The following is a 22,259-nucleotide window of genomic DNA, read 5'->3' as shown; positions in this document are numbered from 1 at the left end:
ACTCAAGATTGCCGCGAAAGATACGCATATGAATGTGCGAATATCTTCTCGAATCACCTGCCGCGTGTCCAGGTCCTGGGCGCTCGCCCCAACCTGACCAGAAGTGCCACGGCCGAATAGACGAGGAAGCCAATCGGATCCCGTGTCGCAAGATGCCTGATCGCGCGTCGGTCCGGCCTGTCGCCGGTATCGTTCGCCGCCAGTTCGGGGTGCAGCGCGCGCAATTGCCTGATTCCCGCATCCTGCCTGCGACGGACGCGCACCAGCGTTCCCAGTCCCTCGGATATGGGCCAGAGATAATCGACCTCGACCCGCTTTCTTTCCGCAGGCGCGAAATTCAGCCTGACGAAACCGTCATCCGAGATGAGATCCGGAAAGCGCTGCCAACGCTGTCGCCCTTCGGCGTTCACCGCGAAAAGTCCTGCCCCGGTCACTCCTTGCGCGACGAACGGCAGCTTCTGCCAGAACCGGGCATAGATGCGCGAGATGTTGTTGCTTGCCGGCGAAACGACCAGCCGCGCGCCGGCATATCGCGGTCCGGGGCAGTCGAGAGCCGTGAAAAGCCCCTCGACCATGCCGCCTGCGACCTCGATATCCGCGTCCAGATAGCAGCGCAGCTCGCCGGTTGCTGCGTCGTCGCCAAGGTTGAGCGCATGCGCCTTGCCGCCGGTCGGGGTCTCGACGATGCGCATGGACCAGCCCGATTTCCGGAACGCGGCGATCCAATCCCGTGCGATCTCGGCTGTGTCGTCGGTGCATCCGTTCGGAACGATCACCAGTTCGACGTGATGGCCGGGCGGCACCCGCTGTTGAAGCAGGGCATTCAGGCAATTGCCGATATGCCCTGCCTCCTGGTGGGCCGGAACGATGATGCTGAGCGTCGTCATTTATATTCGATCAATCCGGTCCTGCGCCGAAGCACTTTGCCGATGTGGAATTCCAACGCGCCCAGAGCCTCGGGAAACTTTCCAAGAACCGTGAAGGCGGCCCTGATCGGGTCCATCCGGCGTGAAAGCCGCAATATCTGGGCAGGATAGGCCATGAAGAGCAGCAGGAAGACAGGGTGGATCGCCATTGCCAGCACGATTGCGCCGACGGGCAGTACGGCCCCCCACAGCAACGCTCGACGCGTTTCTGCGACCCAGTGCCGTTCGGGCGGCTTGCCGTGAAGCGCGGCCCCTTCGGCAAATGCGAATCCGGCCCGGCGTGTCCGGTTCCACCATTGCCCGAACCGCGTCATGTCGGCGTCGTGCAGCGTCATCTCGTACGGAAGCCGATGCACCTCCCAGCCTGCGGCGCGAAGGCGGACGCACATCTCCGGCTCTTCCCCCGCGATAAGGCTGTCGCGATAGCCCCCGATCCCGGACAATGCCTGATGGCGAAGCAGCGCATCGCCTCCGATCGCGCGGGCGGGTCCGACCGGGGTGTCCCATTCCGCGTCGCACAGGCGATTATACAGTGTCCGTTCGGGCGCGATCTCGCGCCGTCTGCCCGCGACGGCACCCCAGTTCGGATTTTCGATCATCGCGAGGGTGGCATGGTGCAGCCAGTCGGGATCAAGAAGGCAATCCCCATCCATGAACTGCACGAATTCGGGCGGATTGTCGGTCAGATGGCGCAGGCCCGCATTCCGCGCGCGCGCCGCGGTGAAGGGGGTGTCCAGGTCCAGTTCCACCACCTCGGCCCCCAGATCCAGCGCGGCGGCAACGCTGCCATCGCTCGAGCCGCTGTCGACATAGACGATCCGGTCGACCAGCGGGCCAAGCCGCTTCAGTCCCGCGATCAGGCGCGCGCCCTCGTTCCGGCCTATCACCACGGCCGCGAGACTGGACGTAATGTCTATCTTTGTATTATTGCCCATGCTGGTGTTTTATCGCTGTGCTATAAGCGTGTCATTTGTAATTTGGAGCGGTTTTCACGATGGACGGTGGCGATAGTTGGCAGGTGGTGCGTGCACCGTCGAGCTGGGGAAAACTCAAGACCTTGCCGCTGCCCGAGGACGAGGTGCTTCGGAGCCCCATCGCCGACGGACCGAACCATGCCCTTGCCGAAGGATACGACCTTCTGCGGACTCGCATGCAGACCGCTGCCGCGCCGCGCGGCTGGACGCGCATGGGGATCACGCAGGCGCATGCCGGGGCGGCCGGTCCTCAGACCGCGCTGAACCTCGCCTTCTCGGAGGCGAGGCGGGCGGATTGCCGGGTCATCCTGATTGATCTGGACATTGCAAGGCAACCCATCCTGGGGATGCTGGGCCATGATGCGCGGGCGAATGATCCCGAAGGACTGGACGGTTGGAAGCTGCGGGAAAACCTTGCGCTGCTGACTGTTCCCGCGCCGGTTGAACATGCCGCGACCACCCTGATGCGAGAGGGGTTCCGCACCCGGCTGAGCCAGCAGGTCGAACTGCTGCTGCCCGACATCACGCTGCTGCATCTGCCGCCGCTGCTGGATGGCGATGCGGGCCTTGCGGCCATGGACATGGCGCAATCGGTCGTCCTGGCCGTGGACGGCCGTTCCGACGTCGCGCCCGAGATCCGCAAATGCGAGACGCGCATCAACGACATCTGCCCGCTTCTGGGCCTGTTCCTGCATGATGGAGAAGCGTGATGGGTCCCATCGTCGGCATTCAGGAACTTGTCAGCATGCTGTTGCGGCGCGGCCCGGTCATCGCGGCAGTCTTCGTGGTCGGCGTGCTGGCCTCTCTCTATCAGGCGCTGTCGCAGCCTCACAGCTACGAGGCGATCACCGTCATCCAGCTCGAGCCGTCGATGATCAACGGCGCCGCTGCCGGCAGTGCGGCGGCCGTTTCGGAAACCGCGGGTCGGTTGCGGCTGATCGAGCAGCGCCTGATGTCTCGCAGCAACGTGCTGGACATGATCGACCGCTTCGAGATGTTCGACGGGGCGGAGGGCATGCCCACGAACGAGAAGATCGGCCTGTTCCGCGAAAGCGTCAGCGTCGATTTCGTCCCCTCGATGCCCGGCGCGCCGGGGGGCATGTCCGGTATCTCGGCCCTCATCCTGACGGTGCAGGCCGACCAACCTTCTACTGCCGCGGATCTGGCCAACGATATGGCCAGCCAGATCCTCGAGGGTGACCGCGAGACGCGGGCGGCCCGCCTGCAGGACCTGATCGAGGCCCTGCAGGACGAGGGCGACCGAATGGACGCAAGCATTGCCGCCTCGGAAGGCGCGGCCGAGCGTTTCCGCGACCAGAACACGGATTCGCTGCCCAGCAACATCGAACTTCTCGCGACGGAACGTGCACGGCTGCAGGATCAGCGCGTGACGCTTGCGCGCAGCCGGCAATCGCTGGAACGCGAACGGCTGGCCCTGCAGGTCGCCGACGATACCGAGAACGAGGGCACGACCGTTCTTCAGCAGCTGCGCAAGCTGGAGGTCGATCTGGCGCAGGCGCGGCGCAGCCTGCCCGACGATCACCCCGAGGTCCGCCGCCTGTCCACGGCCATCGAGGAGCTGCGTGCCGGTCAGTATGAAACGACCTCTCCCGGTGTTCTGCAACAGATCAGGCTGATCGACGAGCAGGAGGCCGCATTGCAGGGTGAGGGGACGGATATCGACCGCAGGCTGGTCGAGATCGACACCGCCATCGCGGCCATGCCGCAGGTCGCCGCCCAGCTCGAGGAATTCGACCGCCGCCGCGAGCTGCTCAGCGCGCAGCGGCAGGCAGTGGCCGAGCGGCTGAACGCCGCGCAACTGGACGCACAGCTGATCGCCAACGACCACGGAGAACGCATGATCGTGCTGGAGCGCGCGGCCGCCCCGGAACTGCCGATCAGTTCGGGTCGCAAGCGGACGGCTGCGCTTGGTCTGGCGGTCAGCATCTTCATGGCCCTGATGGCCGGCTTCGCGCTGGAAATGGCGAACCCGGTGATGCGGACCTCTCGTCAGGTCGAGCGCGCGCTTGGCGTCGCGCCGATTGCCGTGTCGCGATTCCGTCCGACCGCGGCGCAGCTGGCCGCCAACCGGACCCGCAACCTGCAGGCCCTTTCGATCCTGGGCACGGGCGCAATTGCAGGAGTGATGCTGATCCTGCTGCAAGGCTGAGCCGCGCTGCCAGCTTGAACCGGCGCCGGTCGCTTCCCATTATTCTGTTCGGCGGGCGACCTTGCGGTCGGCCCGTCGTCGGTGCGGAATGATACGGGCGGTCATGCGAAAACTTACCTCCTTGCTGCTCGGGATCCTGATCGCGGGCATCGTCCTTCTCGGCGGTTCGCATCTCTGGCATTCGCGCGGGGTCGAGGCTTCGGTGCCGCGACAGGGGCAGCTGCGCATCGCAAGCCTCAACACGCATTACATCGTCCTGGACCGCGAGGACGGGCCGTGGTCGGTCGCGGGATGGGATCGCCGCAAGGGGGCCATGGCGGCGCAGCTGGGGACGATCAACGCGGATATCGTCGCCTTCCAAGAAATGGAGAGCTTTCGTCGCGGCGATGGCTCGGTCAACCTGGCGCGCGATTACCTGCTGGAGCAGCTGCCCGCCTATGCGGCCGCGGCGACGGGGGACTGGCGCGAATTCCCCTCGACCCAGCCGATCTTCTATCGCCGCGACAGGTTCCGGCTGATCGATCAGGGCTGGTTCTTCTTCTCGGAGACGCCCGACGTCATCTATTCCCGTAGCTTCGACGGCAACTGGCCCGCATTCGCGTCATGGGCGCTGCTGCAGGATCGCGACGGGCGGCGGCTGCGCGTGCTGAACGTGCATTTCGATTACAGCAGCGGGGAAAACCGGCTGCGCTCGGCCGATCTGGTGGCTGAGCGGATCGCGCCATGGATCGCTGCGGGCGACCGCCTGGTGGTGATCGGCGACCTGAACGCCATCCGCGGCAGCAAGACCGCGACCAAGCTGCAGGAGGCCGGGCTTGCGCTGTGGCCCGCCGCCGGGGCCAGCTATCACCTGAACCGGGGGATCAACCTCTTTCCGGCCATCGATCATGTGCTGCTTGCGCCGGGGATGGATTATGCCGCGCGTCCCGTCCTGCTGCGAGAGGCGCCGGGCGGGGTCTGGCCGTCGGACCACTATCCGCTGGTCGCGGATCTCGACTATCGCTAGCGGTCGTCCAGCATGCCCTCCAGCTGCTTCTCGATCCGCCGCCGCCCGCGTCTGCTGCGGATCTGTTCGGCATAGAGCCCGTCGGGCCTGATGCGAACCTTGCCGTCCTTGCAGCTGACGAAGAACACGCGGCGGGCGGCGACGATGCTGCTGGTCGCTGCGGTGACGGCGGCGACCGTCACCTCGATCCGCTGCAGCTTGTCGGGATGGCTGTTCAGCTCGGCCCACCAGGATGCGCGACGCAGCATCTCGTCCAGCCGCCCAGCCTTGACATGTTCGCCGGTCGTCAGGGGCGACTGCAGCGTTTCCTGATCGTCCGCATCGGGGTCGACGCGATCCACGACCGAAACCACGGCCTCGTCGTTGTCGCCCAGGCTGCGCACGAGGATGTCGAGGACATAGATCGGCTCGAACCCCAAGTTGCTGATCAGCATGCAGGCCGACAGATCCATCCGTCCCGCCAGCGTGATCAGGATCTCGCTGCGGCGCTGGCGGCGAAGGCCGGACACGATGATCTGAAGATAGAAGATCCAGACGAGCGCGCTGAGAAGCGCCGCCCCGGCCTGGATGGCGCTGATATTGTCGCTGATCCAATCCGGCATTCCGCCCCCTTCGCGTCGCGCATCCTGTTCCGGGGCGAACGTGCAGGGGGGCAGGGGGTTTCGAAACTTGCGGAAGATCAAGGTGAACGCCCCTGCGGAAGGGCACGCATCGCTTGTGATTCCGGAAGGTTCAGTGGTGAGCCCGACAGGATTCGAACCTGTGACCCACTGATTAAAAGTCAGTTGCTCTACCAACTGAGCTACGGGCCCATCGCACGGGGGGCTATCTAGGATCGGTCGCGGCCAAGGTCAAGGCGATAAACGCAGGAAACCGCCCCGTGGGCGGTGCCAATCGTCGTTGAATTTTCATGAGAAAGTTCAGTGGTGAGCCCAACAGGATTCGAACCTGTGACCCACTGATTAAAAGTCAGTTGCTCTACCAACTGAGCTATGGGCCCATCGCACGGGGGGCTATCTACGGTCGGGGGCCGGGGGCGTCAACCGCAAAATCGACATGTCTGGCAAATTCTTTTCAACGGCCTTATATGCCGGCCATGACAGCTGACATGACCCCCCCGCTGCCCTTCATGAAGATGCATGGGCTTGGCAATGATTTCGTGGTGATCGATCTGCGCGGCTCGGCCCTGGCCCTGTCGCCCGGTCACGTTGCGCGCATCGCGGACCGCCATATGGGGGTGGGCTTCGACCAGCTGGCGACGATTCATGACGACGACGGATCCGACGCGCGGCTGGTCTTCTGGAACGCCGACGGGTCCCGCAGCGGCGCCTGCGGGAACGCGACGCGCTGTATCGCGCGGCACCTGCTGGACCAGACCGGCCGGTCCGACCTGCGCCTGCGCACCGACCACGCCGTCCTGACCGCCGAGGATGCCGGGAACGGGCTGACCCGCGTGAACATGGGGCATCCGGTGCTGGACTGGCGCGCGATCCCCCTGGCCCACGATGTCGATATCGACCATCTGCCGATCGAGGGCGATCCGGTTGCGACCGGCATGGGCAATCCGCATGTCACCTTCTTCGTGGATGACGCGGCCTCGGTCGATCTGGCCGAGTTCGGTCCGCGGATGGAACATCACCCGCTGTACCCCGAACGTACCAATGTCGAGGTCGTGCAGGTCCTGTCCCGCAACGAGATCACCCTGCGAATCTGGGAACGCGGCACTGGGCCGACGCTGGCCTCGGGGTCCTGTTCCTGCGCGGCAGCGGTGGCCGCGGCGCGGCGCGGGCTGACGGGTCGGCGCGTCAAGGTGAACGTGCCGGGCGGCGTGCTGCATATCGACTGGCGCGACGACGGGGTCTGGATGGAAGGTCCGACCGCGCATGTCTTTTCCGGAACCTTCACCGCGGATTGGTGGTCGGCATGAGCGCACCCGTCTTTTCGACCCTCGGCTGCCGCCTGAACGCCTACGAGACCGAGGCCATGCGCGAGATGGCCGATGCCGCGGGCCTGTCGGGCGCCGTGGTCGTGAACACCTGCGCCGTCACTGCCGAGGCCGTGCGCAAGGCGCGTCAGGAAATCCGCCGCCTGTCGCGTGAAAACCCCGGCGCGCCGGTCATCGTGACCGGCTGCGCGGCCCAGACCGAACCCGAGACCTTCGCCGCCATGCCCGAGGTCACGCGCGTCATCGGCAACCACGAGAAGATGCAGCCCGAGACCTGGACCCAGCTGCGCGCCCCCGACCTGATCGGCGAGACGGAAAAGGTCCGCGTCGACGACATCATGTCGGTCAAGGAGACGGCGGGGCACCTGATCGACGGCTTCGGCCGGCATCGCGCCTATGTGCAGGTCCAGAACGGCTGCGACCACCGCTGCACCTTCTGCATCATCCCCTATGGCCGCGGCAATTCGCGCAGCGTGCCCGCGGGCGTCGTGGTCGAACAGATCAAGCGCCTTGTCGGGCGCGGCTTCAACGAGGTCGTGCTGACCGGCGTGGACCTGACCAGCTGGGGCGCGGATCTGCCCGGCACCCCACGTCTGGGCGATCTGGTCATGCGCATTCTGCGCCTTGTCCCCGATCTGCCGCGCCTGCGCATCAGCAGCATCGATTCCATCGAGGCCGACGAGAACCTGATGCTTGCCATCGCCACCGAACCGCGCCTGATGCCGCATCTGCATCTGTCGCTGCAGGCGGGCGACGACATGATCCTGAAGCGCATGAAGCGCCGCCATCTGCGCGACGACGCCATCGCCTTCTGCGAGGAGGCCCGCCGCCTGCGCCCCGACATCGTCTTCGGGGCCGACATCATCGCCGGTTTCCCGACCGAGACTGAAGAAATGTTCCAGAACAGCCTGAAGCTGGTCGCCGATTGCGACCTGACCTTCCTGCATGTCTTCCCCTATTCCGCGCGCAAGGGCACGCCTGCCGCGCGGATGCCGGCGGTCAAGGGCCCCGCGATCCGCGACCGGGCCGCGCGCCTGCGCGAGGCGGGCGATGCCGCACTGCGCCGCCATCTGGACGCGCAGGTCGGGCGGACGCATCGCGTGTTGACCGAAGGCCCGCGCATCGGACGCACCGAGCAGTTCACCGAAGTGGCCTTCGACACCGACCAGCCCGAGGGCACGATCATGGACCTGACGATCGCGGGCCATGACGGCACGCGGCTGACGGTCTGACGCAGCCCCATGGCATCCGGTCGGGATGCCGTCTATGTTGGCCCGAACAGGCAGCAGGAGGCCCCATGAGCGATATCCAGACCCTCTCGTTCGAGGAAGCCATGCGCGAGCTGGAGGCGACCGTCGGCAAGCTGGAAACCGGCGAGGCGACGCTCGAGGACTCCATCGCGCTCTATGAACGCGGGGCGGCGCTGCGCGCCCATTGCGAAACCCGCCTGCGCGAGGCCGAGGAGCGGGTCGAGAAGATCACCCTGGCCGCGAACGGGCAGCCGTCCGGAACCGAGCCCGCCGAGGGCCTGTGATGCAGGCCCGCCTGGCCGAGATCCGGCCCCTGGTCGAGGCCGAGCTGAACGCCGCCATCGACGCGCTGCCCGCGGGCGATCTGTCGGATGCGATGCGCTATGCCGTGCAGGGCGGCAAGCGGCTGCGCGCGTTCCTGGTGATGGAGTCGGCGCGCCTGCACGGGCTGGACGACGACGCATCGCTGCCCGTCGCCGCCGCGGTCGAGGCGCTGCACGCCTACAGCTTGGTCCATGACGACCTGCCCGCGATGGATGACGACGACCTGCGGCGCGGTCAGCCCACCGTCCACGTCAAATGGACCGAGGCGACCGCGATCCTTGCGGGCGATGCGCTGCAGACGCTGGCCTTCCAGCTGCTGGCCGATCCGCGCGTGGGCGACGATGCGGCGCGGATGCGGCTGGTCGGTTCGCTGGCGCAGGCATCGGGGGCTGCGGGCATGGTCTGGGGCCAGGCGCTGGACATCGCGGCCGAGACCTCGGGCGTGCCGCTGGATCTGGACGCGATCATCCGCCTGCAGGGTGGCAAGACCGGCGCGCTGATCCGCTTTGCCGCGACCGCCGGGCCGCTGATGGCGGGGGCGGACCCTGCCGCGCTGGACGATTATGCGCAGGCCGTCGGGCTGGCCTTCCAGATCGCGGACGACATCCTGGACGTCGAGGGCTGCGAGGCCGCGACCGGCAAGCGCGTCGGCAAGGATGCGGATGCCAACAAGGCGACCTTCGTCTCGCTGCTGGGCCTCGAGGGGGCGCGGTCCGAGGCGCGTCGCCTGGCCGATGCGGGGCAGGACGCGCTGGCGGGTTACGGCGATGCTGCGGGGAACCTTCGGGACCTGGCGCGCTTCGTGATCGAACGCGACAGCTGATCGCCGCCTTCCCGCCAAGGGGCAAGATGATGACCGACGGACCCGCAACCCCGATCCTGGACCGCGTCCAGCAGCCATCCGACCTGGCATCGCTGGACGATGCGCAGCTGCGCCTGCTGGCGGACGAGCTGCGGGCCGAGACCATCGACATCGTCAGCCGCACGGGCGGTCACCTGGGCGCGGGGCTGGGCGTGGTCGAACTGACGGTCGCCCTGCACGCCGTCTTTCGGGCGCCGCGCGACAAGATCGTCTGGGACGTGGGGCATCAATGCTATCCCCACAAGATCCTGACGGGCAGGCGGGACCGGATGCGCACGCTGCGCATGGGCGGCGGGCTGTCGGGGTTCACCAAGCGGCAGGAAAGCGCGTTCGATCCGTTCGGTGCGGGGCACAGCTCGACCTCGATCTCGGCGGCGCTGGGCTTCGCGATGGCGCGTGAACTTGGCGGGGATCCGGGCGATGCGGTCGCCGTGATCGGCGATGGCGCCATGAGCGCGGGCATGGCCTTCGAAGCGCTGAACAACGCGGGCCATCTGGGCCGGCGGCTGTTCGTGGTGCTGAACGACAACGGCATGTCCATCGCGCATCCGGTCGGGGCGCTGTCGTCCTATCTGTCGCGGCTGGAGGGCGGATCGCCCATCGGCCCGACCATGTTCGAGGAGCTGGGCCTGTCCTATGTCGGGCCGATCGACGGGCATGACATGGACGCGCTGCTGGCGACGCTGCGGCATGCCCGTGAAACGGCGACCGGGCCGGTGCTGATCCATGTCGCCACGAAGAAGGGCAAGGGCTATGCCCCGGCCGAGGCCGCGGCGGATCGCGGTCACGCGACCGCCAAGTTCGACCTGCGGACGGGCCGTCAGGACAAATCGACCGGCAATGCGCCCAGCTATACCTCAGTCTTCGCGCGCGCGCTGATCGACGAGGCCGGACGCGACGATCGCATCGTCGGCATCACCGCCGCGATGCCCGACGGAACGGGCCTGAAACAGTTCGCGGAACGCTTTGCCGACCGCTGCTTCGATGTCGGTATCGCCGAGCAGCATGCCGTGACCTTCTCGGCCGGTCTGGCGGCGGCGGGGATGCGGCCCTTCTGCACGATCTACTCGACCTTCCTGCAGCGCGGCTACGATCAGGTCGTGCATGACGTGGCGATCCAGGGGCTGCCGGTGCGCTTCGCGATCGACCGTGCCGGGCTGGTCGGGCAGGACGGGCCGACCCATGCGGGCGCCTTCGACATCGCCTTTCTTGCGAACCTGCCGGGCTTCGTTGTCATGGCCGCCGCCGACGAGGCCGAGCTGATGCACATGGTCGCGACCGCCGCGGCGCATGACGACGGACCGATCGCCTTCCGCTTTCCGCGGGGCGAAGGGACGGGCATCGACCTGCCGGAACGGGGGGCGGTCCTGCCCATCGGCAAGGGCCGCGTGATCGCCGAAGGGTCGGGGGTCGCGATCCTGTCCCTTGGCGCGCGGCTGAGGCAGGCGATGGCCGCACGAGAGATGCTGATGGAGCAGGGCATCGCCCCGACCGTCGTCGATGCGCGCTTTGCCAAGCCACTCGACCGCGACCTGATCCTGCGGTTGGCGCGCGATCACGCCGCGCTTGTCACCATAGAAGAGGGCGCGACGGGCGGTTTCGGCAGCCATGTCGCCCAGCTTCTGGCCGAGGCGGGCGCCTTCGATCACGGGCTGCGCTTCCGTTCGATGGTGCTGCCGGACAGTTTCGTCGATCACGACGCCCCCGACGCGATGTACGACCGTTCGGGCCTGAACGCCGCGCATATCGTGGCGAAGGTCCTGTCGGTCGCGGGCAGTCCGCCTCAGCCATAGCTGCGCACCAGCGCGTTCGCGATCATCCCCCAGCCGTCCACCACGACGAAGAATGCCAGCTTGAACGGCAACGAGACCACCACCGGCGGCACCATCATCATCCCCATCGACATCAGCACCGCCGACACGACCAGGTCGATGATCAGGAAGGGCAGCGCGATGAGGAAGCCGATCTCGAACGCGCGCTGGATCTCGGACAGCATGAACGAGGGGATCAGCACGGACAGGCGGTCCGGATCGCCCGTGCCGGGCGCGACATCGGCCATGGCGGCCAGCATGTCGGGGTCGGTCCGGCCCTGCATGAAGATGCGAAACGGCTCGATCCCGCGGATCAGCGCGTCCGAGATGCCGATGCGCCCCTCCTGCAAGGGGACCGCGGCGACCTGCCATGCGTCCCGGAAGACCGGGTCCATGATGAACCAGGTCAGGAACAGCGCAAGGCTGACGATCAGCATGTTGGGCGGCGATTGCTGCAGCCCGATGGCTTGGCGCAGGATCGACAGCACGGTCACGATGAACGGGAACGCGGTCACCATGATCGCGATGCCGGGGGCCAGCGACAGGGCGGTCAGGCCCGCCGCCAGCAGCACCGCGTTCTGACCGACGCCCGCCCCCAGGGCCTGGCCCAGGTCGCCGAAGGCATCCTGCGCCGCGGCGGCCCCGGGCAGCAGCGCGGCCAGCGCGAAGGCCGCGATCCTCACGCCGGGCCGACCGGGGACAGGACCCGGACGCAGAGCCGTTCCTCGGAGCCGTCGCTGGTCAGTTCGCCCCTTGCGATGACCTTGTCGCCCACGCAGATCTCGACCCCGTCCTCGATCGGCTGGTCGAGGACCAGCACATCCTCGGCCCGCAGCGATGACAGCTGCGCCACGGTCTGGCGCGTCCGCCCGAGGCGGATCGTCACCTCGACCTGGATGTTGTCGGTGTCGATCAGGTGCTTCAGCGCGTCCATGTCGTGTCGTCCTTCTGGATGTCTTCGAGGATTGTAAGAAGATCGGCCATGACCCGTTCCGGGTCGTACTCGATGCGCCCGCCCTGCAGGTCGATCACCAGGCGGTCGTCTTGGCGGTCCTGCAGCTCGATCCCGGTCAGGCCGGCATCGGCAAGGCAGCGATCCAGCATGGCCCGCAGCCGAGGCCCGCAGGCGATCCGCGCGACCTGGGGGCGGGTATCGGCCGCAAGTCGCCGCAACTCGTGGCGCAGCGCGTCCTCGATCCGGGCCGAGATCGCGGGGGGCGCCATCGCGCGCATGATCTGGCGCAGGATCGGCGACAGTGCCTCGACGGCCTCGTCGCGCAGGGCGCCGCGTCGCGTGTCGTCATCGCTCAGCGACCCGGCAAGCGCGGTCAACGCGCGGGTTGCCGCGGCGGCCTGTTCGTCCTGTGCCTGGGCCAGACCTTCGGCATGGCCCTCGGCGCGGGCGGCGTCCAGGTCGGCGCGGGTAAAGACCGGCTCGGGGGCGGGGGGCGCGGCGAAGGATTCCAGCCGGAACATGGCGGCGCTCATTTCGCGGTCCCCTTCGCGTCGATCCAGCCCGACAGGATCTTCACGCTCTCGTCCTGGCGCTCCTTCATCAGGTTTCGCAGGCGCGCGACCGGATCGGCGGGAGGCAGCGAGAGGGGCTGAGGTTCGGGTTCGGGTTCCGCCTGTGCGGGCAGCGCCGGGGTCGCGGGGGGCGCGTCCTCGATCGTGCCGGTCAGGGCGGGCGCGGGTTCCGGCGGGCGGCTGTCGTCCAGCATCGGCAGGGCGGGCTGCTGGCGATTGCGCAGGGCAGGCCGCATCAGCGCCCAGATGGCCAGCAGCGCGAAGACGCCGATCAGCGCGATGCGTGCCAGGTCGTTCAGCGCCAGCCGTTCCAGCAGGCCGGGCTTCGTGGCGCTTGCACCCTCGCCGAAGGCCGCGAAGGGCAGCGAGCGGACGGTGATCACGTCGCCGCGCCCCTCGTCGAACCCCACGGCCGAGGCGACCAGTTCGCGCAGCGCCTCCAGCTCGGGCTCGAGGCGGGGGGCCGAGCTGCCATCCGGCTGCGTCGCGCCGTTCACCAGCACGGCGACCGTCATGCGGCGCACCGATCCGGGCTGGCGAGAGACCTCTCGCGTGACGCGGCTGACCTCGTAATTCGACTGCTGCCGGTTCTCGGAGCGCTGGCTGGTGCTGGTGTCGCCGGCCTGGTCCTCGGTGTCGGGCAGATTCGAGGCGGCGGTGACCGGCCCCGGCCCCGAGGAATTGCTCTGGTCCGTCGTCTCCTCGGTCACGGTCGAGATCAGGGCGCGCCCCTCGGGGTCGAAGCGCTGTTCGGTCAGCAGCTCGGTCTCGGTCATAAGGTCCAGGTTCAGCTCGACGATGGCATTGCCGATGCCGACATGGGGTTCCAGGATGCGTTCGACATTGCGCTTCATCTCGTCTGCGCGATCGGCGCCGGTGCGTTCCTCGGACGCGGCGACGATGCCGCGCTTGCTGTCGATGACGGTGACGCGCTCGGCCTGCATGCCCGGCACGCCGGACGACACGAGGTATTGCAACGCCGCCGCCTGTTCGCGCCCGATCGCGGAGCCGTTCGTCGTCAGCGTGACCGAGGCGCTGGAATCCTGGTCGCGGCGGTAACCGCGCCCGGTCTCGACCGCCAGGTGGACACGGGCGGTTTCCACGTTGGGCAGGGCCAAGATGGTGCGGGCCAGCTCGCCTTCCTTCGCGCGCCAATATGCGGCGTCGAACATCTGCGACGTGGTGCCGAAGCCCGACATGCCGTCGAGGATCTCGTATCCGGTGCTCGAGGCCGCGGGCAGCCCCTCGGATGCCAGGTCCATGCGCAGGCGGTCGCGTGCGCCTTCCTCGACCCAGATCGCGTCGCCGCGTACCTCGTAGGGCACGCCCGCGCGTTCGATCCCGGCGATCACCTCGCCCGCGCGGGCCGGGTCCAGCCCGCCATAGATCAGCGCCATCGAGGGGCGGTTGGCCAGCCAGGCAAAGCCCGCCACCAGCAGAAATGTCGCCGCAAAGGCCGCCCCAAGGACCAGCCGCTGCGCAGAGCTTCGCTCGTTCCAGTAGTCCTGCAGTTTTTGCAAAACCTTTCCTTTCGAATCAGCGCGTCGTCGTCATGAGGGTCTTGGTGACATGCCCGTCGTTAAGAATCGGTTAGTCGCGAGTTGCTATTCCGGTCCCGTCAGGACGGAGAATCACGATGACGACCGCACTCGCCGCGCCGACGGAACCGGCACCGAAATCGAAGAAGGGGCTTCTGATCCCGCTGGCCGCCGCGCTTGTCCTTGCGGGGCTCGGCTTCGCGTCGACCTTCCTCGGGGTCTGGTCGCCGGCCCGGCTGCTGGCGGCGGACAAGCCCGCCCCCGAGGCTATGGCCCATGTCGGGGTCGAGTTCGTCGATATCCCCACCATCGAGATCATCATCCCCGGCGGGCGCAGTCGCAGCCTGGTCCTGTCGGCCACGGTCGAGACCGACATCGCGCATCGCACCGATGTCGAACACCTGATGCCGCGCATCTCGGATGCCTTCACGACCTTCCTGTCCGGGGTGGATGCGCAGGCCTACGACAAGCGCGGCGTGCTCGAGGTGATCCGGACCGAGCTGCTGTCGCGGTCGCGCCTCGTCCTGGGGGATGACGCGATCAAGGACCTTCTGATCACGGAGTTTCGTTTCAAATGAGCATGGATCACCTGTTGCAGCTGGTGCTGCTGATCGGCGGCCTGGGGCTGGGGGCGTTCTGCTTCTCGCTCATGCGCAGGCTGCGCAAGCTGAACGACCTTGAAAGCGGCCTGGGCGGCGCCATCGCGGTCATGGCCGCCGAGGTGGACCGCCTCGAACGCGCCATCCGTGCCGCCCGCGACGAGGCGACGGCCGCCAGCGAATCCCTGGCCGACGAGATCGAGACCGCGCGGCGCGAACGGGCGATCTGGGATCTGCGCCAGCGGATCGGGCTGGCCGCCGCCGCCCCCGCACCCGCGGGCAGGCGCCTTCGCAAGCGCGTCGAGGCCGTGGAATGAACCGCCGCATCCTGCCGATCCTGGGCGTGGTGATCGCGCTGCCGACCCTTGCGCTGGTGGCGCAGGCCCGCGTTCCAGAGCTTCTCAGCGCCGTGGCCGAACCGCCCGAGCTGCTCGAAGGGTGCGGCGACGTCCCCGAGGCGGTCGCCCTGGCCGAGGAACTGCGCGACCGCGCGCTGCGGATCGAACGCTACATGGCCTCGATCGACAGCCGGAAGGCCGACCTGATGCAGGCCGAGACGACCCTGCGCGAACGGCTTGCCGAACTGCGCGCCCTGAAGGGGGCCGCAAGCGCGCGCCGCGATGGCGACACCGAGGCCGTGCGCGGCGATATCGACCAGCTGATCGCGGTCTACGACCAGATGAAGCCCGCCGAGGCCGCGGCGATCCTGACCAACCTGCCCGCCGATTTCGCCGCCGAGATCCTGGTGCGCGTCCGCCCCGAGACCGGCGCCCGCATCATCGCCGCCGTCGAACCCCGCCAGGCCGCGCTGCTGACCGCCCAGATGGGCGCGCGCAGCGTCCGCAACCCATAAGGAACCGCCCATGTTCGGCTTTGTCGGTATCTTCTTCACGCTGGCCATGGTGTTCGGCGGCTATCTTCTGGCGGGGGGCAAGATGGGCGTCATCCTGCACGCCTTGCCCTTCGAGATGATGATGATCATGGGCGCCGCGATCGGCGCCTACATCCTGTCGAATGACGGGCATACGCTGAAGGCGACGATCGGGGGGCTGATGCGTGCCTTCAAGGGGCCGAAATGGACGCAGCAGGACCATCACGACGTGCTGTGCCTGCTGTTCCGCCTGTTGCGCATCGCACGAGAGAACCCCGTCGCGCTGGAGGCGCATATCGAGACGCCCGCGGAATCGGCGATCTTCGCCGACTATCCGCGGCTTCTGGCCGATCACGAGGTCGTCTCGCTGATCACCGACACGCTGCGTTCGGCCAGCCTGAACTATGACGACCCCTACCAGGTCGAGGACATGCTGTCGCGCCGCATCGCGACCCTGCGCGAGGAGCAGATGCACGTGCCCCACGCGCTGCAGAACATGGCGGATGCCCTGCCGGCGCTGGGCATCGTTGCCGCCGTGCTGGGCGTGATCAAGACCATGAGTTCGATCGACCAGCCGCCGACCGTGCTGGGCAAGATGATCGGCGGCGCGCTTGTCGGAACGTTCCTGGGGGTGTTCCTGTCCTATGGCTTCGTCGCGCCGCTTGCGAACCGCCTGACGGGCGTCGTCAGGCAGGACATGGGCTTCTACGACGTGGTGAAATCCGTGCTGATCGCGGGTCTGCACCAGCATGCGACGACGCTGTGCGTCGAGGTGGGGCGCCAGGCGGTGCCCGAACATGTGCGCCCCAGCTTCGACCAGCTGGAAGGGGCGCTGCGCGAACTGAAGAAGGCCGCATGATGCGGGGCGTTCTGCTTGCGCTGATGCTGGCGGGTTCGGCCCATGCCGATCCGCTGGAGGCCTATCGCCAGCAGGCGTCGGGCTGGCTTCTGTCGGGTCAGCGCCTGCCCCGCGACTATCGCGTCCAGCTGATGCGGATGGAGAGCGCGGATCGCATCCGTGCCATCGCCTACTTGCGGCGCATCGGGCTGCTGACCGGAAGCAGCTGGTCGCTGGACGATCTGCTGCGCGACCCCATCCTGTCCGAGGAGAGATGACCGTGAAGAGCAAGCTGCTGGATGCGCCGCTGCTGGTGACGGGCGGGCTGGTCCTGGCCGTCATATCGCTGGTGATCCCGCTTCCGGCGTCGGTGCTGGATTTCGGGATCGCCATCTCGATCGCGACGGCGACGCTGGTGCTGGTCATGGCCTCGCTGGTCCAGAAGCCGACGGATTTCCAGGCATTTCCGGTGCTGCTGCTGGTCAGCCTGGTCATCCGCCTGTCGCTGAATGTCAGCTCGACCCGGCTGATCCTGACCGAGGGGCAGAACGGCAAGCAGGCGGCGGGGCAGGTCATCAACGGCTTTGCCGATTTCGTCGCGGGCGGCTCGATCCTGGTGGGGGTCACGGTCTTCGCCGTGATCTCGGTCGTGAACTTCATGGTCATCACCAAGGGGTCCGGGCGAATGGCCGAAGTCGCGGCCCGCTTCGCGCTGGATTCGCTGCCGGGCAAGCAGCTGGCCATCGACGGCGACCTGAACGCGGGCGCCATCGACCACCAGGAGGCCAAGCGCCGCCGCATCCAGGAACAGCGCGAGATCAGCTTCTTCGGCTCGCTCGACGGGGCATCGAAATTCGTCAAGGGCGACGCCGTGGCGGGCATCGTGATCACGATGATCAACCTGATCGTGGGGCTGGCGGTCGGGGTCAGCGTGCACGGCATGCCCGTGTCCGAGGCCGCCTCGACCTATTCCCACCTGACGATCGGGGACGGGCTGGTCAGCCAGATCCCCGCGCTCATCACCTCGATGGCGGCGGCGCTGCTGCTGTCGCGGGGCGGGGCGACCGACACCACGGCCGAGCTTCTGTCGTCGGAATTCACGCGCAGCTGGCAGCCCGCCGCGATGGTGGCGGGGGCGATGGTCGTGATCTCGTTCGTGCCGGGCATGCCGCGGATGCTGTTCCTGGGAATCGCGATGGCGATGCTGTTCATGGCCTGGCGCATCGCGAACCGCCCCGAACCGCAGCAGGATGCGCCCGCGCCCGAGGACACGGCCCCGCGTCCCGCCGCCAGCATCGGCGATGTCCTGGACACCGACGAGATCAGCGTCGAGATCGGGTCGGACCTGATCGTCGTCGCGCTGGACCAGGCGCGCGGGCTTGGCAGCCGCATCCAGAACCTGCGCATCCACATCGCGCGCAGCTTCGGCCTGATCCTGCCGGATGTGCGGATCACGGATACCGACGATCTGTCGCCCGGCGACTACCAGATCCGCATCCAGGGCGTCGTGCGTGGCCGCGGCACCCTGCGCCCCCACGAGATCCTTGCGCTCGGGCCGGATTCGATCCTGTCGGAACTGCGCGGCGCCAGCGTCCGCGAACCGGTCTATGCCAGCCCCGCCCGCTGGATCCAGCCCTCGGACCAAGACGAGGCGTCGGTGATGGGCGCGACGGTCGTCACCCCGATGGAGGTGCTGTCGACCCACCTGATGGAGGTGGTGAAGGCCCATCTGCCGGCGCTGCTGACCCTTGGCGCGATGCAGCGCCAGATCGAGGAGCTGAAGACCCTGTCTGACACGACCCGCGCCGAACGCTATCGCAAGTATTTCGACGGCATGATCCCGGACAAGGTCACCCCCGAGACGCTGCTGGCGATCCTGCGCGCGCTGCTCGAGGAACGCATCTCGATCCGCAACCTGCCGCTGATCGTCGATGCCATCTGCGAGTTCCGCGGGATCGAGCAGGTCGATACCGTCTATGAACTGGTGCGCAAGCGGCTGCGCGGGCAGATCACCCAGCATTACAGCGACGATGCCGGACGGATCGCCGTCCTGCAGCTGCACCCCGCGTGGGAGGCCGAGTTCGTCCGCGCCGATTCCGAGACGGGCCGCGCGGGCGGGGGCGCGATGACGCCCGCGCTGTCCCGAAAGCTGGTCGATGCGACGCGCAAGGCGCTGTCGCTGGCCGAGCCTGTCGCCCGGACCGTGGTGCTGGCCCCCGACCATCGCCGCCGGATGATCCGCGCGGTCCTTGCGGGCAACGGCATGGCGATCCCGGTCCTCGGCCTCGAAGAGGTCGATCCGGCGGTCGAGACGCGCATCCTCGGTACGGTCGAGGCCGCGTGATGCCCGAGGGCTTCGACTGGTCGCTGATCCTGGTCTATGCGCGCGTGCAGGCCGCGCTGCTGGTCCTTCCGGGCGTTGGCGAACGCGTCGTGCCCGCGCGGGTCAAGGTCGCGCTGGCGCTGGCGCTGACCCCGCTTCTGGCGGCGCAGGTCGGGGCGCGCGCGATGCCCGGAACGCCCTTGGCCCTTGTCGGGCAGATCGGGGCCGAGACCGTGCTGGGCCTTGCGACCGGCATGATGCTGCGGCTGCTGGCGCTTGCCATCGACATCGCCACGACCGCGATCGCGGCCACCGCGTCGCTGTCCCAGATCATGGGCGTCCAGAACGAGGCCGCGCCCCATCCCATCGGCAACATGCTGCACCTGGGCGGCATCGCGATCCTGATGGCCCTGGGGCTGCCGGTGATGCTGGTCCAACTGCTGGCCGACAGCCTTGCGCTGTGGCCGCCCGCATCGTTCCCGCGCATCGAGGGGCTGGCCATGGCGGTCATCGGCATCGTGTCCGACAGCTTCCGGCTGGCGCTGCTGCTGGCCGCGCCGTTCACGCTTGGCGGCTTCCTGTACCAGGCGCTGTCGGGCGTGGTCAGCCGGGTGATGCCCTCGTTGCCGGTCGTCTTCATCGGGGCGCCGGCCTCGATCATGCTGGCGCTGGTCGCGCTGGCCGTGCTTGCGCCGATGCTGGTGGCCCTGTGGGCCGATGCGGTCCTGGGCTTCATGCTGCCGGTGCGCGGATGAGCGAGGACAAGGACGACAAGCAGTTCGACCCGACCGAGCAGCGGCTTCGCCAGGCGCGCGAGAAGGGCGACATCCCGCGCTCGACCGAGCTGAACGTCACGCTGATGTATCTGGGCGCGGTGCTGGCCTTCACCCTGGGGGCGGGGTTCGCCGTGCGGGGCTGGATCGCGATGGCGACGCGCGCGCTCGGGGCCGAGGATTGGCGCGATGCGGGTGTGGCGGGCGCGCTGGCGGCCCATGCGGGCATCGCGACCGTGGCGCTGGCGGGGCTGATCGCGCTGGCGATCGTGCTGGGGCTGGTTGCCTCGCGCGGGCTGGTCTTCGCCCCCGACAAGATCGCCCCCGACATCAAGCGCATCGACCCGATCCGGAACGCCAAGCAGAAATTCGGCGGCAGCGGCCTGATGACCTTCGCGATCTCGGTCGGGAAGGCGGCGGTCGTCTGCATCGGCGGGTGGTTCCTGTTCGCGGCGCTTCTGGATCGCATCGCGGGCAGCGCCATGACGGGGGGGCAGTGGGTCGTCGGGCTGGGCACGATCCTGTGGCAGGTGCTGGCGCTCGGGCTGGTCGTGTCGGTCCTGTTCACGGTGCCCGACATGCTGCTGAAATGGTTCGAGCATCGCAAGCGCAACCGCATGTCCCGCAAGGAGATGGAGGACGAGTTCAAGGATTCCGAAGGCGATCCCCACCTGAAGGCCGCGCGCCGCCAGCGGGCGGTCGATCTGGCGACGGGGCAGATGATCGCGGATGTCGCGAAGGCCGACGTGATCATCGTGAACCCCACGCATTACGCGGTCGCGCTGCAATGGTCGCGCGGATCGGGGCGCGCGCCGGTCTGCCTGGCCAAGGGCGTGGACGAGGTCGCCGCCCGCATCCGCGAGAAGGCGGGCGAGCACGGCGTGCCGCTGTGGTCCGATCCGCCCTGCGCACGCGCGATCCACGCCACCGTCAAGGTCGGAGAGGAGATCCGGCGCGAGCATTTCGCCGCCGTCGCCGCCGCGATCCGCTTTGCCGAGAAGATGCGCGAGAAGGCGCGACGCGGATGGTGACGCGCCTCGATCAGCTGGACCAGCTGGAACGCATCGCAAGGATCCGCGCCGAGCGGCAGCTCAAGGCCTATGCCGCCTTTGCCGCGCATGTGCATGCCGCGCAGGACCGGATCGGCGCGGCACGGGAATCGCTTCGCCAAAGCTATGACAGCACCGCCCCGCTGAGCGTCCCGGAAGCGCGGACGGCGAATGCGCAGGCCGGACGCGCCGCGCGCGAGGTGGCCCATGCCGACCAGGAGCTGCGCCGCATCCTGCCCCGCTTCGAGGCCGTGCGCCAGCAGGCCGCCCGCGAATTCGGCCGCGCCGAGGTGCTGGCCCGTCTTGCCCGCGACGAGGCGGCGCGCCTGCGCAAGCCGGGCGACTGACGGCCCGTGGCATTGGACAATCCCGCGGAACTGGTGCTAGTCACGGGGTCGGACATGCGGAGGTCAGCCATGTTGGACAGCAAACCGAACCCCAATCAGCCGGACGCACGGCACATCTGGACCGCAGAGGAAGCGCGCCGCGTCTATGACCAGCCGCTGATGGACCTGCTGTTTCAGGCCCAGACCGTGCATCGGCAGCATTTCGACCCGAACCGCGTGCAGATGAGCCGCCTTCTGTCGATCAAGACGGGCGGCTGCCCCGAGGATTGCGGCTATTGCAGCCAGTCGGCGCGGCATTCGTCGGGGCTGTCGGCCTCGAAGCTGATCGAGGTCCAGCGCGTCATCGGCGAGGCCAAGCGCGCCCGCGATGCGGGGGCCACGCGGTACTGCATGGGCGCCGCATGGCGCAGCCCCAAGGAACGCGACATGCCGCAGATCGTCGCCATGATCGAGGGCGTCCGCGGCCTGGGCATGGAGACCTGCATGACGCTTGGCATGCTGGATGCCGACCAGGCGCGCCAGCTGGCCGATGCGGGGCTGGATTACTACAACCACAACATCGACACCTCCGAGGCGCATTACGACAAGGTCATCACGACCCGCACCTTCGCCGACCGCCTGGACACGCTGGACCGCGTCCGCGAGGCCGGGATCAAGGTCTGCTCGGGCGGGATTCTGGGCCTGGGCGAAGGCGACCAGGACCGCGTGGACATGCTGGTCACGCTGGCGAACCTGCCCTCGCCCCCCGAAAGCGTGCCGATCAACCAGCTGATCCCGGTGCCGGGCACGCCGCTGGCCGATGCCGATCCGGTCGATCCCATCGATTTCGTCCGCACCATCGCGACCGCGCGCATCATGATGCCGCGCAGCCATGTCCGCCTGTCGGCAGGCCGGACCGAGATGTCGGACGAGATGCAGGCCATGTGCTTCATGGCGGGCGCGAACTCGATCTTCGTGGGCGACACGCTGCTGACCAAGGAAAACCCCGAGGAGGAGGACGACATGCGCCTGTTCCGCAGGCTGGGGATCCAGCCGATGCAGGCGCATGAACACCACCCCGAGGATGACGCCCGCCGCGCCGAGCTGCTGGCGGCCGATCCGGCGATCCCGATCCTGCGCTGATCGC

Annotated in this window: 25 protein-coding genes and 2 tRNA genes; 18 read left to right on the top strand and 9 right to left on the bottom strand. The window is 67.9% G+C overall.

Annotated elements, in window-relative coordinates; genetic code table 11:
- Window positions 1-53: 53 nt before the first annotated feature.
- Window positions 54-887 (bottom strand): glycosyltransferase family 2 protein, encoded by an 834-nt coding sequence (locus F804_RS0101795; RefSeq protein WP_022706029.1) that lies wholly within the window; start codon window positions 885-887, stop codon window positions 54-56.
- On the bottom strand, window positions 884-1,861 hold the full coding sequence (locus F804_RS0101790) for a glycosyltransferase family 2 protein (RefSeq protein WP_022706028.1): 978 nt from the start codon (window positions 1,859-1,861) through the stop codon (window positions 884-886). The genes F804_RS0101795 and F804_RS0101790 overlap by 4 nt, the downstream gene beginning before the upstream one ends.
- Before the next feature lie 86 nt (window positions 1,862-1,947).
- Here F804_RS0101790 and F804_RS16815 point away from each other — a divergent pair, with 86 nt between their 5' ends.
- The 3 genes from F804_RS16815 to F804_RS0101775 all read left to right on the top strand — a co-directional run bounded on the left by F804_RS16815 (window position 1,948) and on the right by F804_RS0101775 (window position 5,076).
- Entirely contained in the window at window positions 1,948-2,610 is a 663-nt protein-coding gene (locus F804_RS16815) for a P-loop NTPase family protein (protein ID WP_156845180.1), read from the top strand.
- Window positions 2,610-4,070 carry a GumC family protein gene (locus F804_RS0101780; protein ID WP_022706026.1) on the top strand — a complete coding sequence of 487 codons (1,461 nt, stop codon included), beginning with the start codon at window positions 2,610-2,612 and terminating at the stop codon, window positions 4,068-4,070. Before F804_RS16815 ends, F804_RS0101780 begins: the two co-directional genes overlap by 1 nt.
- A gap of 121 nt (window positions 4,071-4,191) precedes the next feature.
- The gene (locus F804_RS0101775) at window positions 4,192-5,076 is read left to right on the top strand and encodes an endonuclease/exonuclease/phosphatase family protein (RefSeq protein WP_022706025.1); all 885 of its coding nucleotides are present in this window, start codon (window positions 4,192-4,194) and stop codon (window positions 5,074-5,076) included.
- Here F804_RS0101775 and F804_RS0101770 read toward each other — a convergent pair.
- The 3 genes from F804_RS0101770 to F804_RS0101760 form a co-directional block, all read right to left on the bottom strand.
- Complete coding sequence (locus F804_RS0101770; protein ID WP_022706024.1) at window positions 5,073-5,678, bottom strand: hypothetical protein; 606 nt, start codon at window positions 5,676-5,678, stop codon at window positions 5,073-5,075. The two genes, F804_RS0101775 and F804_RS0101770, sit on opposite strands and share 4 nt — an antisense overlap.
- A 134-nt stretch (window positions 5,679-5,812) precedes the next feature.
- Window positions 5,813-5,888: transfer RNA gene (locus F804_RS0101765), tRNA-Lys, on the bottom strand.
- Window positions 5,889-6,000: 112 nt separating this feature from the next.
- A tRNA-Lys gene (locus tag F804_RS0101760) sits at window positions 6,001-6,076 on the bottom strand.
- Window positions 6,077-6,184: 108 nt separating this feature from the next.
- On the opposite strand from F804_RS0101760, the gene dapF reads away from it, so the two are divergent.
- From dapF to dxs, 5 genes are all read left to right on the top strand, one after another.
- Window positions 6,185-7,003, top strand: coding sequence for a diaminopimelate epimerase (gene dapF, locus F804_RS0101755; protein ID WP_022706023.1), 819 nt, complete (start codon window positions 6,185-6,187; stop codon window positions 7,001-7,003).
- A complete protein-coding gene (gene mtaB / locus F804_RS0101750) occupies window positions 7,000-8,253 on the top strand; it encodes a tRNA (N(6)-L-threonylcarbamoyladenosine(37)-C(2))-methylthiotransferase MtaB (protein WP_022706022.1) in 1,254 nt (417 codons plus the stop codon). The genes dapF and mtaB overlap by 4 nt, the downstream gene beginning before the upstream one ends.
- A 65-nt stretch (window positions 8,254-8,318) precedes the next feature.
- Window positions 8,319-8,555, top strand: coding sequence for an exodeoxyribonuclease VII small subunit (locus F804_RS0101745; protein ID WP_022706021.1), 237 nt, complete (start codon window positions 8,319-8,321; stop codon window positions 8,553-8,555).
- Window positions 8,555-9,418 (top strand): polyprenyl synthetase family protein, encoded by an 864-nt coding sequence (locus F804_RS0101740; RefSeq protein WP_022706020.1) that lies wholly within the window; start codon window positions 8,555-8,557, stop codon window positions 9,416-9,418. Before F804_RS0101745 ends, F804_RS0101740 begins: the two co-directional genes overlap by 1 nt.
- Window positions 9,419-9,447: 29 nt before the next feature.
- Window positions 9,448-11,250: a 1-deoxy-D-xylulose-5-phosphate synthase gene (gene dxs / locus F804_RS0101735; protein ID WP_028725499.1), complete on the top strand. Its 1,803-nt coding sequence runs from the start codon at window positions 9,448-9,450 to the stop codon at window positions 11,248-11,250.
- Here the strand turns inward: dxs and fliP are convergent.
- Genes fliP through fliF form a run of 4 tightly spaced genes read right to left on the bottom strand, consistent with a single transcriptional unit; the run spans window position 11,241 to window position 14,315 of the window.
- A complete protein-coding gene (gene fliP / locus F804_RS0101730; RefSeq protein ID WP_022706018.1) occupies window positions 11,241-11,951 on the bottom strand; it encodes a flagellar type III secretion system pore protein FliP in 711 nt (236 codons plus the stop codon). The genes dxs and fliP overlap by 10 nt on opposite strands.
- Window positions 11,948-12,202, bottom strand: a complete 255-nt coding sequence (locus tag F804_RS0101725) for a FliM/FliN family flagellar motor switch protein (RefSeq protein ID WP_022706017.1) — start codon at window positions 12,200-12,202, stop codon at window positions 11,948-11,950. The genes fliP and F804_RS0101725 overlap by 4 nt, the downstream gene beginning before the upstream one ends.
- A complete protein-coding gene (locus F804_RS0101720) occupies window positions 12,190-12,756 on the bottom strand; it encodes a hypothetical protein (RefSeq protein WP_022706016.1) in 567 nt (188 codons plus the stop codon). The genes F804_RS0101725 and F804_RS0101720 overlap by 13 nt, the downstream gene beginning before the upstream one ends.
- On the bottom strand, window positions 12,753-14,315 hold the full coding sequence (gene fliF, locus F804_RS15315) for a flagellar basal-body MS-ring/collar protein FliF (protein WP_022706015.1): 1,563 nt from the start codon (window positions 14,313-14,315) through the stop codon (window positions 12,753-12,755). The genes F804_RS0101720 and fliF overlap by 4 nt, the downstream gene beginning before the upstream one ends.
- Window positions 14,316-14,431: 116 nt before the next feature.
- Here fliF and F804_RS0101710 point away from each other — a divergent pair, with 116 nt between their 5' ends.
- The 10 genes from F804_RS0101710 (at window position 14,432) to bioB (ending at window position 22,255) form a co-directional block, all read left to right on the top strand.
- Window positions 14,432-14,911 carry a flagellar basal body-associated FliL family protein gene (locus F804_RS0101710; protein WP_022706014.1) on the top strand — a complete coding sequence of 160 codons (480 nt, stop codon included), beginning with the start codon at window positions 14,432-14,434 and terminating at the stop codon, window positions 14,909-14,911.
- Window positions 14,908-15,249 (top strand): hypothetical protein, encoded by a 342-nt coding sequence (locus F804_RS0101705; protein ID WP_051142258.1) that lies wholly within the window; start codon window positions 14,908-14,910, stop codon window positions 15,247-15,249. The genes F804_RS0101710 and F804_RS0101705 overlap by 4 nt, the downstream gene beginning before the upstream one ends.
- A complete protein-coding gene (locus tag F804_RS0101700) occupies window positions 15,246-15,785 on the top strand; it encodes a MotE family protein (RefSeq protein WP_028725496.1) in 540 nt (179 codons plus the stop codon). Before F804_RS0101705 ends, F804_RS0101700 begins: the two co-directional genes overlap by 4 nt.
- Window positions 15,786-15,795: 10 nt before the next feature.
- Window positions 15,796-16,662 carry a flagellar motor stator protein MotA gene (motA, locus tag F804_RS0101695; protein ID WP_022706013.1) on the top strand — a complete coding sequence of 289 codons (867 nt, stop codon included), beginning with the start codon at window positions 15,796-15,798 and terminating at the stop codon, window positions 16,660-16,662.
- A complete protein-coding gene (locus F804_RS0101690) occupies window positions 16,662-16,919 on the top strand; it encodes a hypothetical protein (RefSeq protein WP_156845179.1) in 258 nt (85 codons plus the stop codon). Before motA ends, F804_RS0101690 begins: the two co-directional genes overlap by 1 nt.
- Window positions 16,916-18,985: a flagellar biosynthesis protein FlhA gene (locus F804_RS0101685; RefSeq protein ID WP_022706011.1), complete on the top strand. Its 2,070-nt coding sequence runs from the start codon at window positions 16,916-16,918 to the stop codon at window positions 18,983-18,985. Before F804_RS0101690 ends, F804_RS0101685 begins: the two co-directional genes overlap by 4 nt.
- Window positions 18,985-19,719 carry a flagellar biosynthetic protein FliR gene (locus F804_RS0101680; protein WP_022706010.1) on the top strand — a complete coding sequence of 245 codons (735 nt, stop codon included), beginning with the start codon at window positions 18,985-18,987 and terminating at the stop codon, window positions 19,717-19,719. Before F804_RS0101685 ends, F804_RS0101680 begins: the two co-directional genes overlap by 1 nt.
- A complete protein-coding gene (gene flhB / locus F804_RS0101675) occupies window positions 19,716-20,768 on the top strand; it encodes a flagellar type III secretion system protein FlhB (RefSeq protein ID WP_022706009.1) in 1,053 nt (350 codons plus the stop codon). The genes F804_RS0101680 and flhB overlap by 4 nt, the downstream gene beginning before the upstream one ends.
- On the top strand, window positions 20,762-21,133 hold the full coding sequence (locus F804_RS15310) for a hypothetical protein (protein WP_022706008.1): 372 nt from the start codon (window positions 20,762-20,764) through the stop codon (window positions 21,131-21,133). Before flhB ends, F804_RS15310 begins: the two co-directional genes overlap by 7 nt.
- A gap of 69 nt (window positions 21,134-21,202) precedes the next feature.
- The gene (bioB, locus tag F804_RS15305) at window positions 21,203-22,255 is read left to right on the top strand and encodes a biotin synthase BioB (protein ID WP_022706007.1); all 1,053 of its coding nucleotides are present in this window, start codon (window positions 21,203-21,205) and stop codon (window positions 22,253-22,255) included.
- The last annotated feature ends 4 nt before the right edge of the window (window positions 22,256-22,259 follow it).

This window comes from Paracoccus zeaxanthinifaciens ATCC 21588, assembly GCF_000420145.1.
GTDB classification, from domain to species: Bacteria; Pseudomonadota; Alphaproteobacteria; order Rhodobacterales; family Rhodobacteraceae; genus Paracoccus; species Paracoccus zeaxanthinifaciens.
Note: the sequence above shows the minus strand (reverse complement) of the source record. Positions and strands in the feature narration are given on the sequence as shown.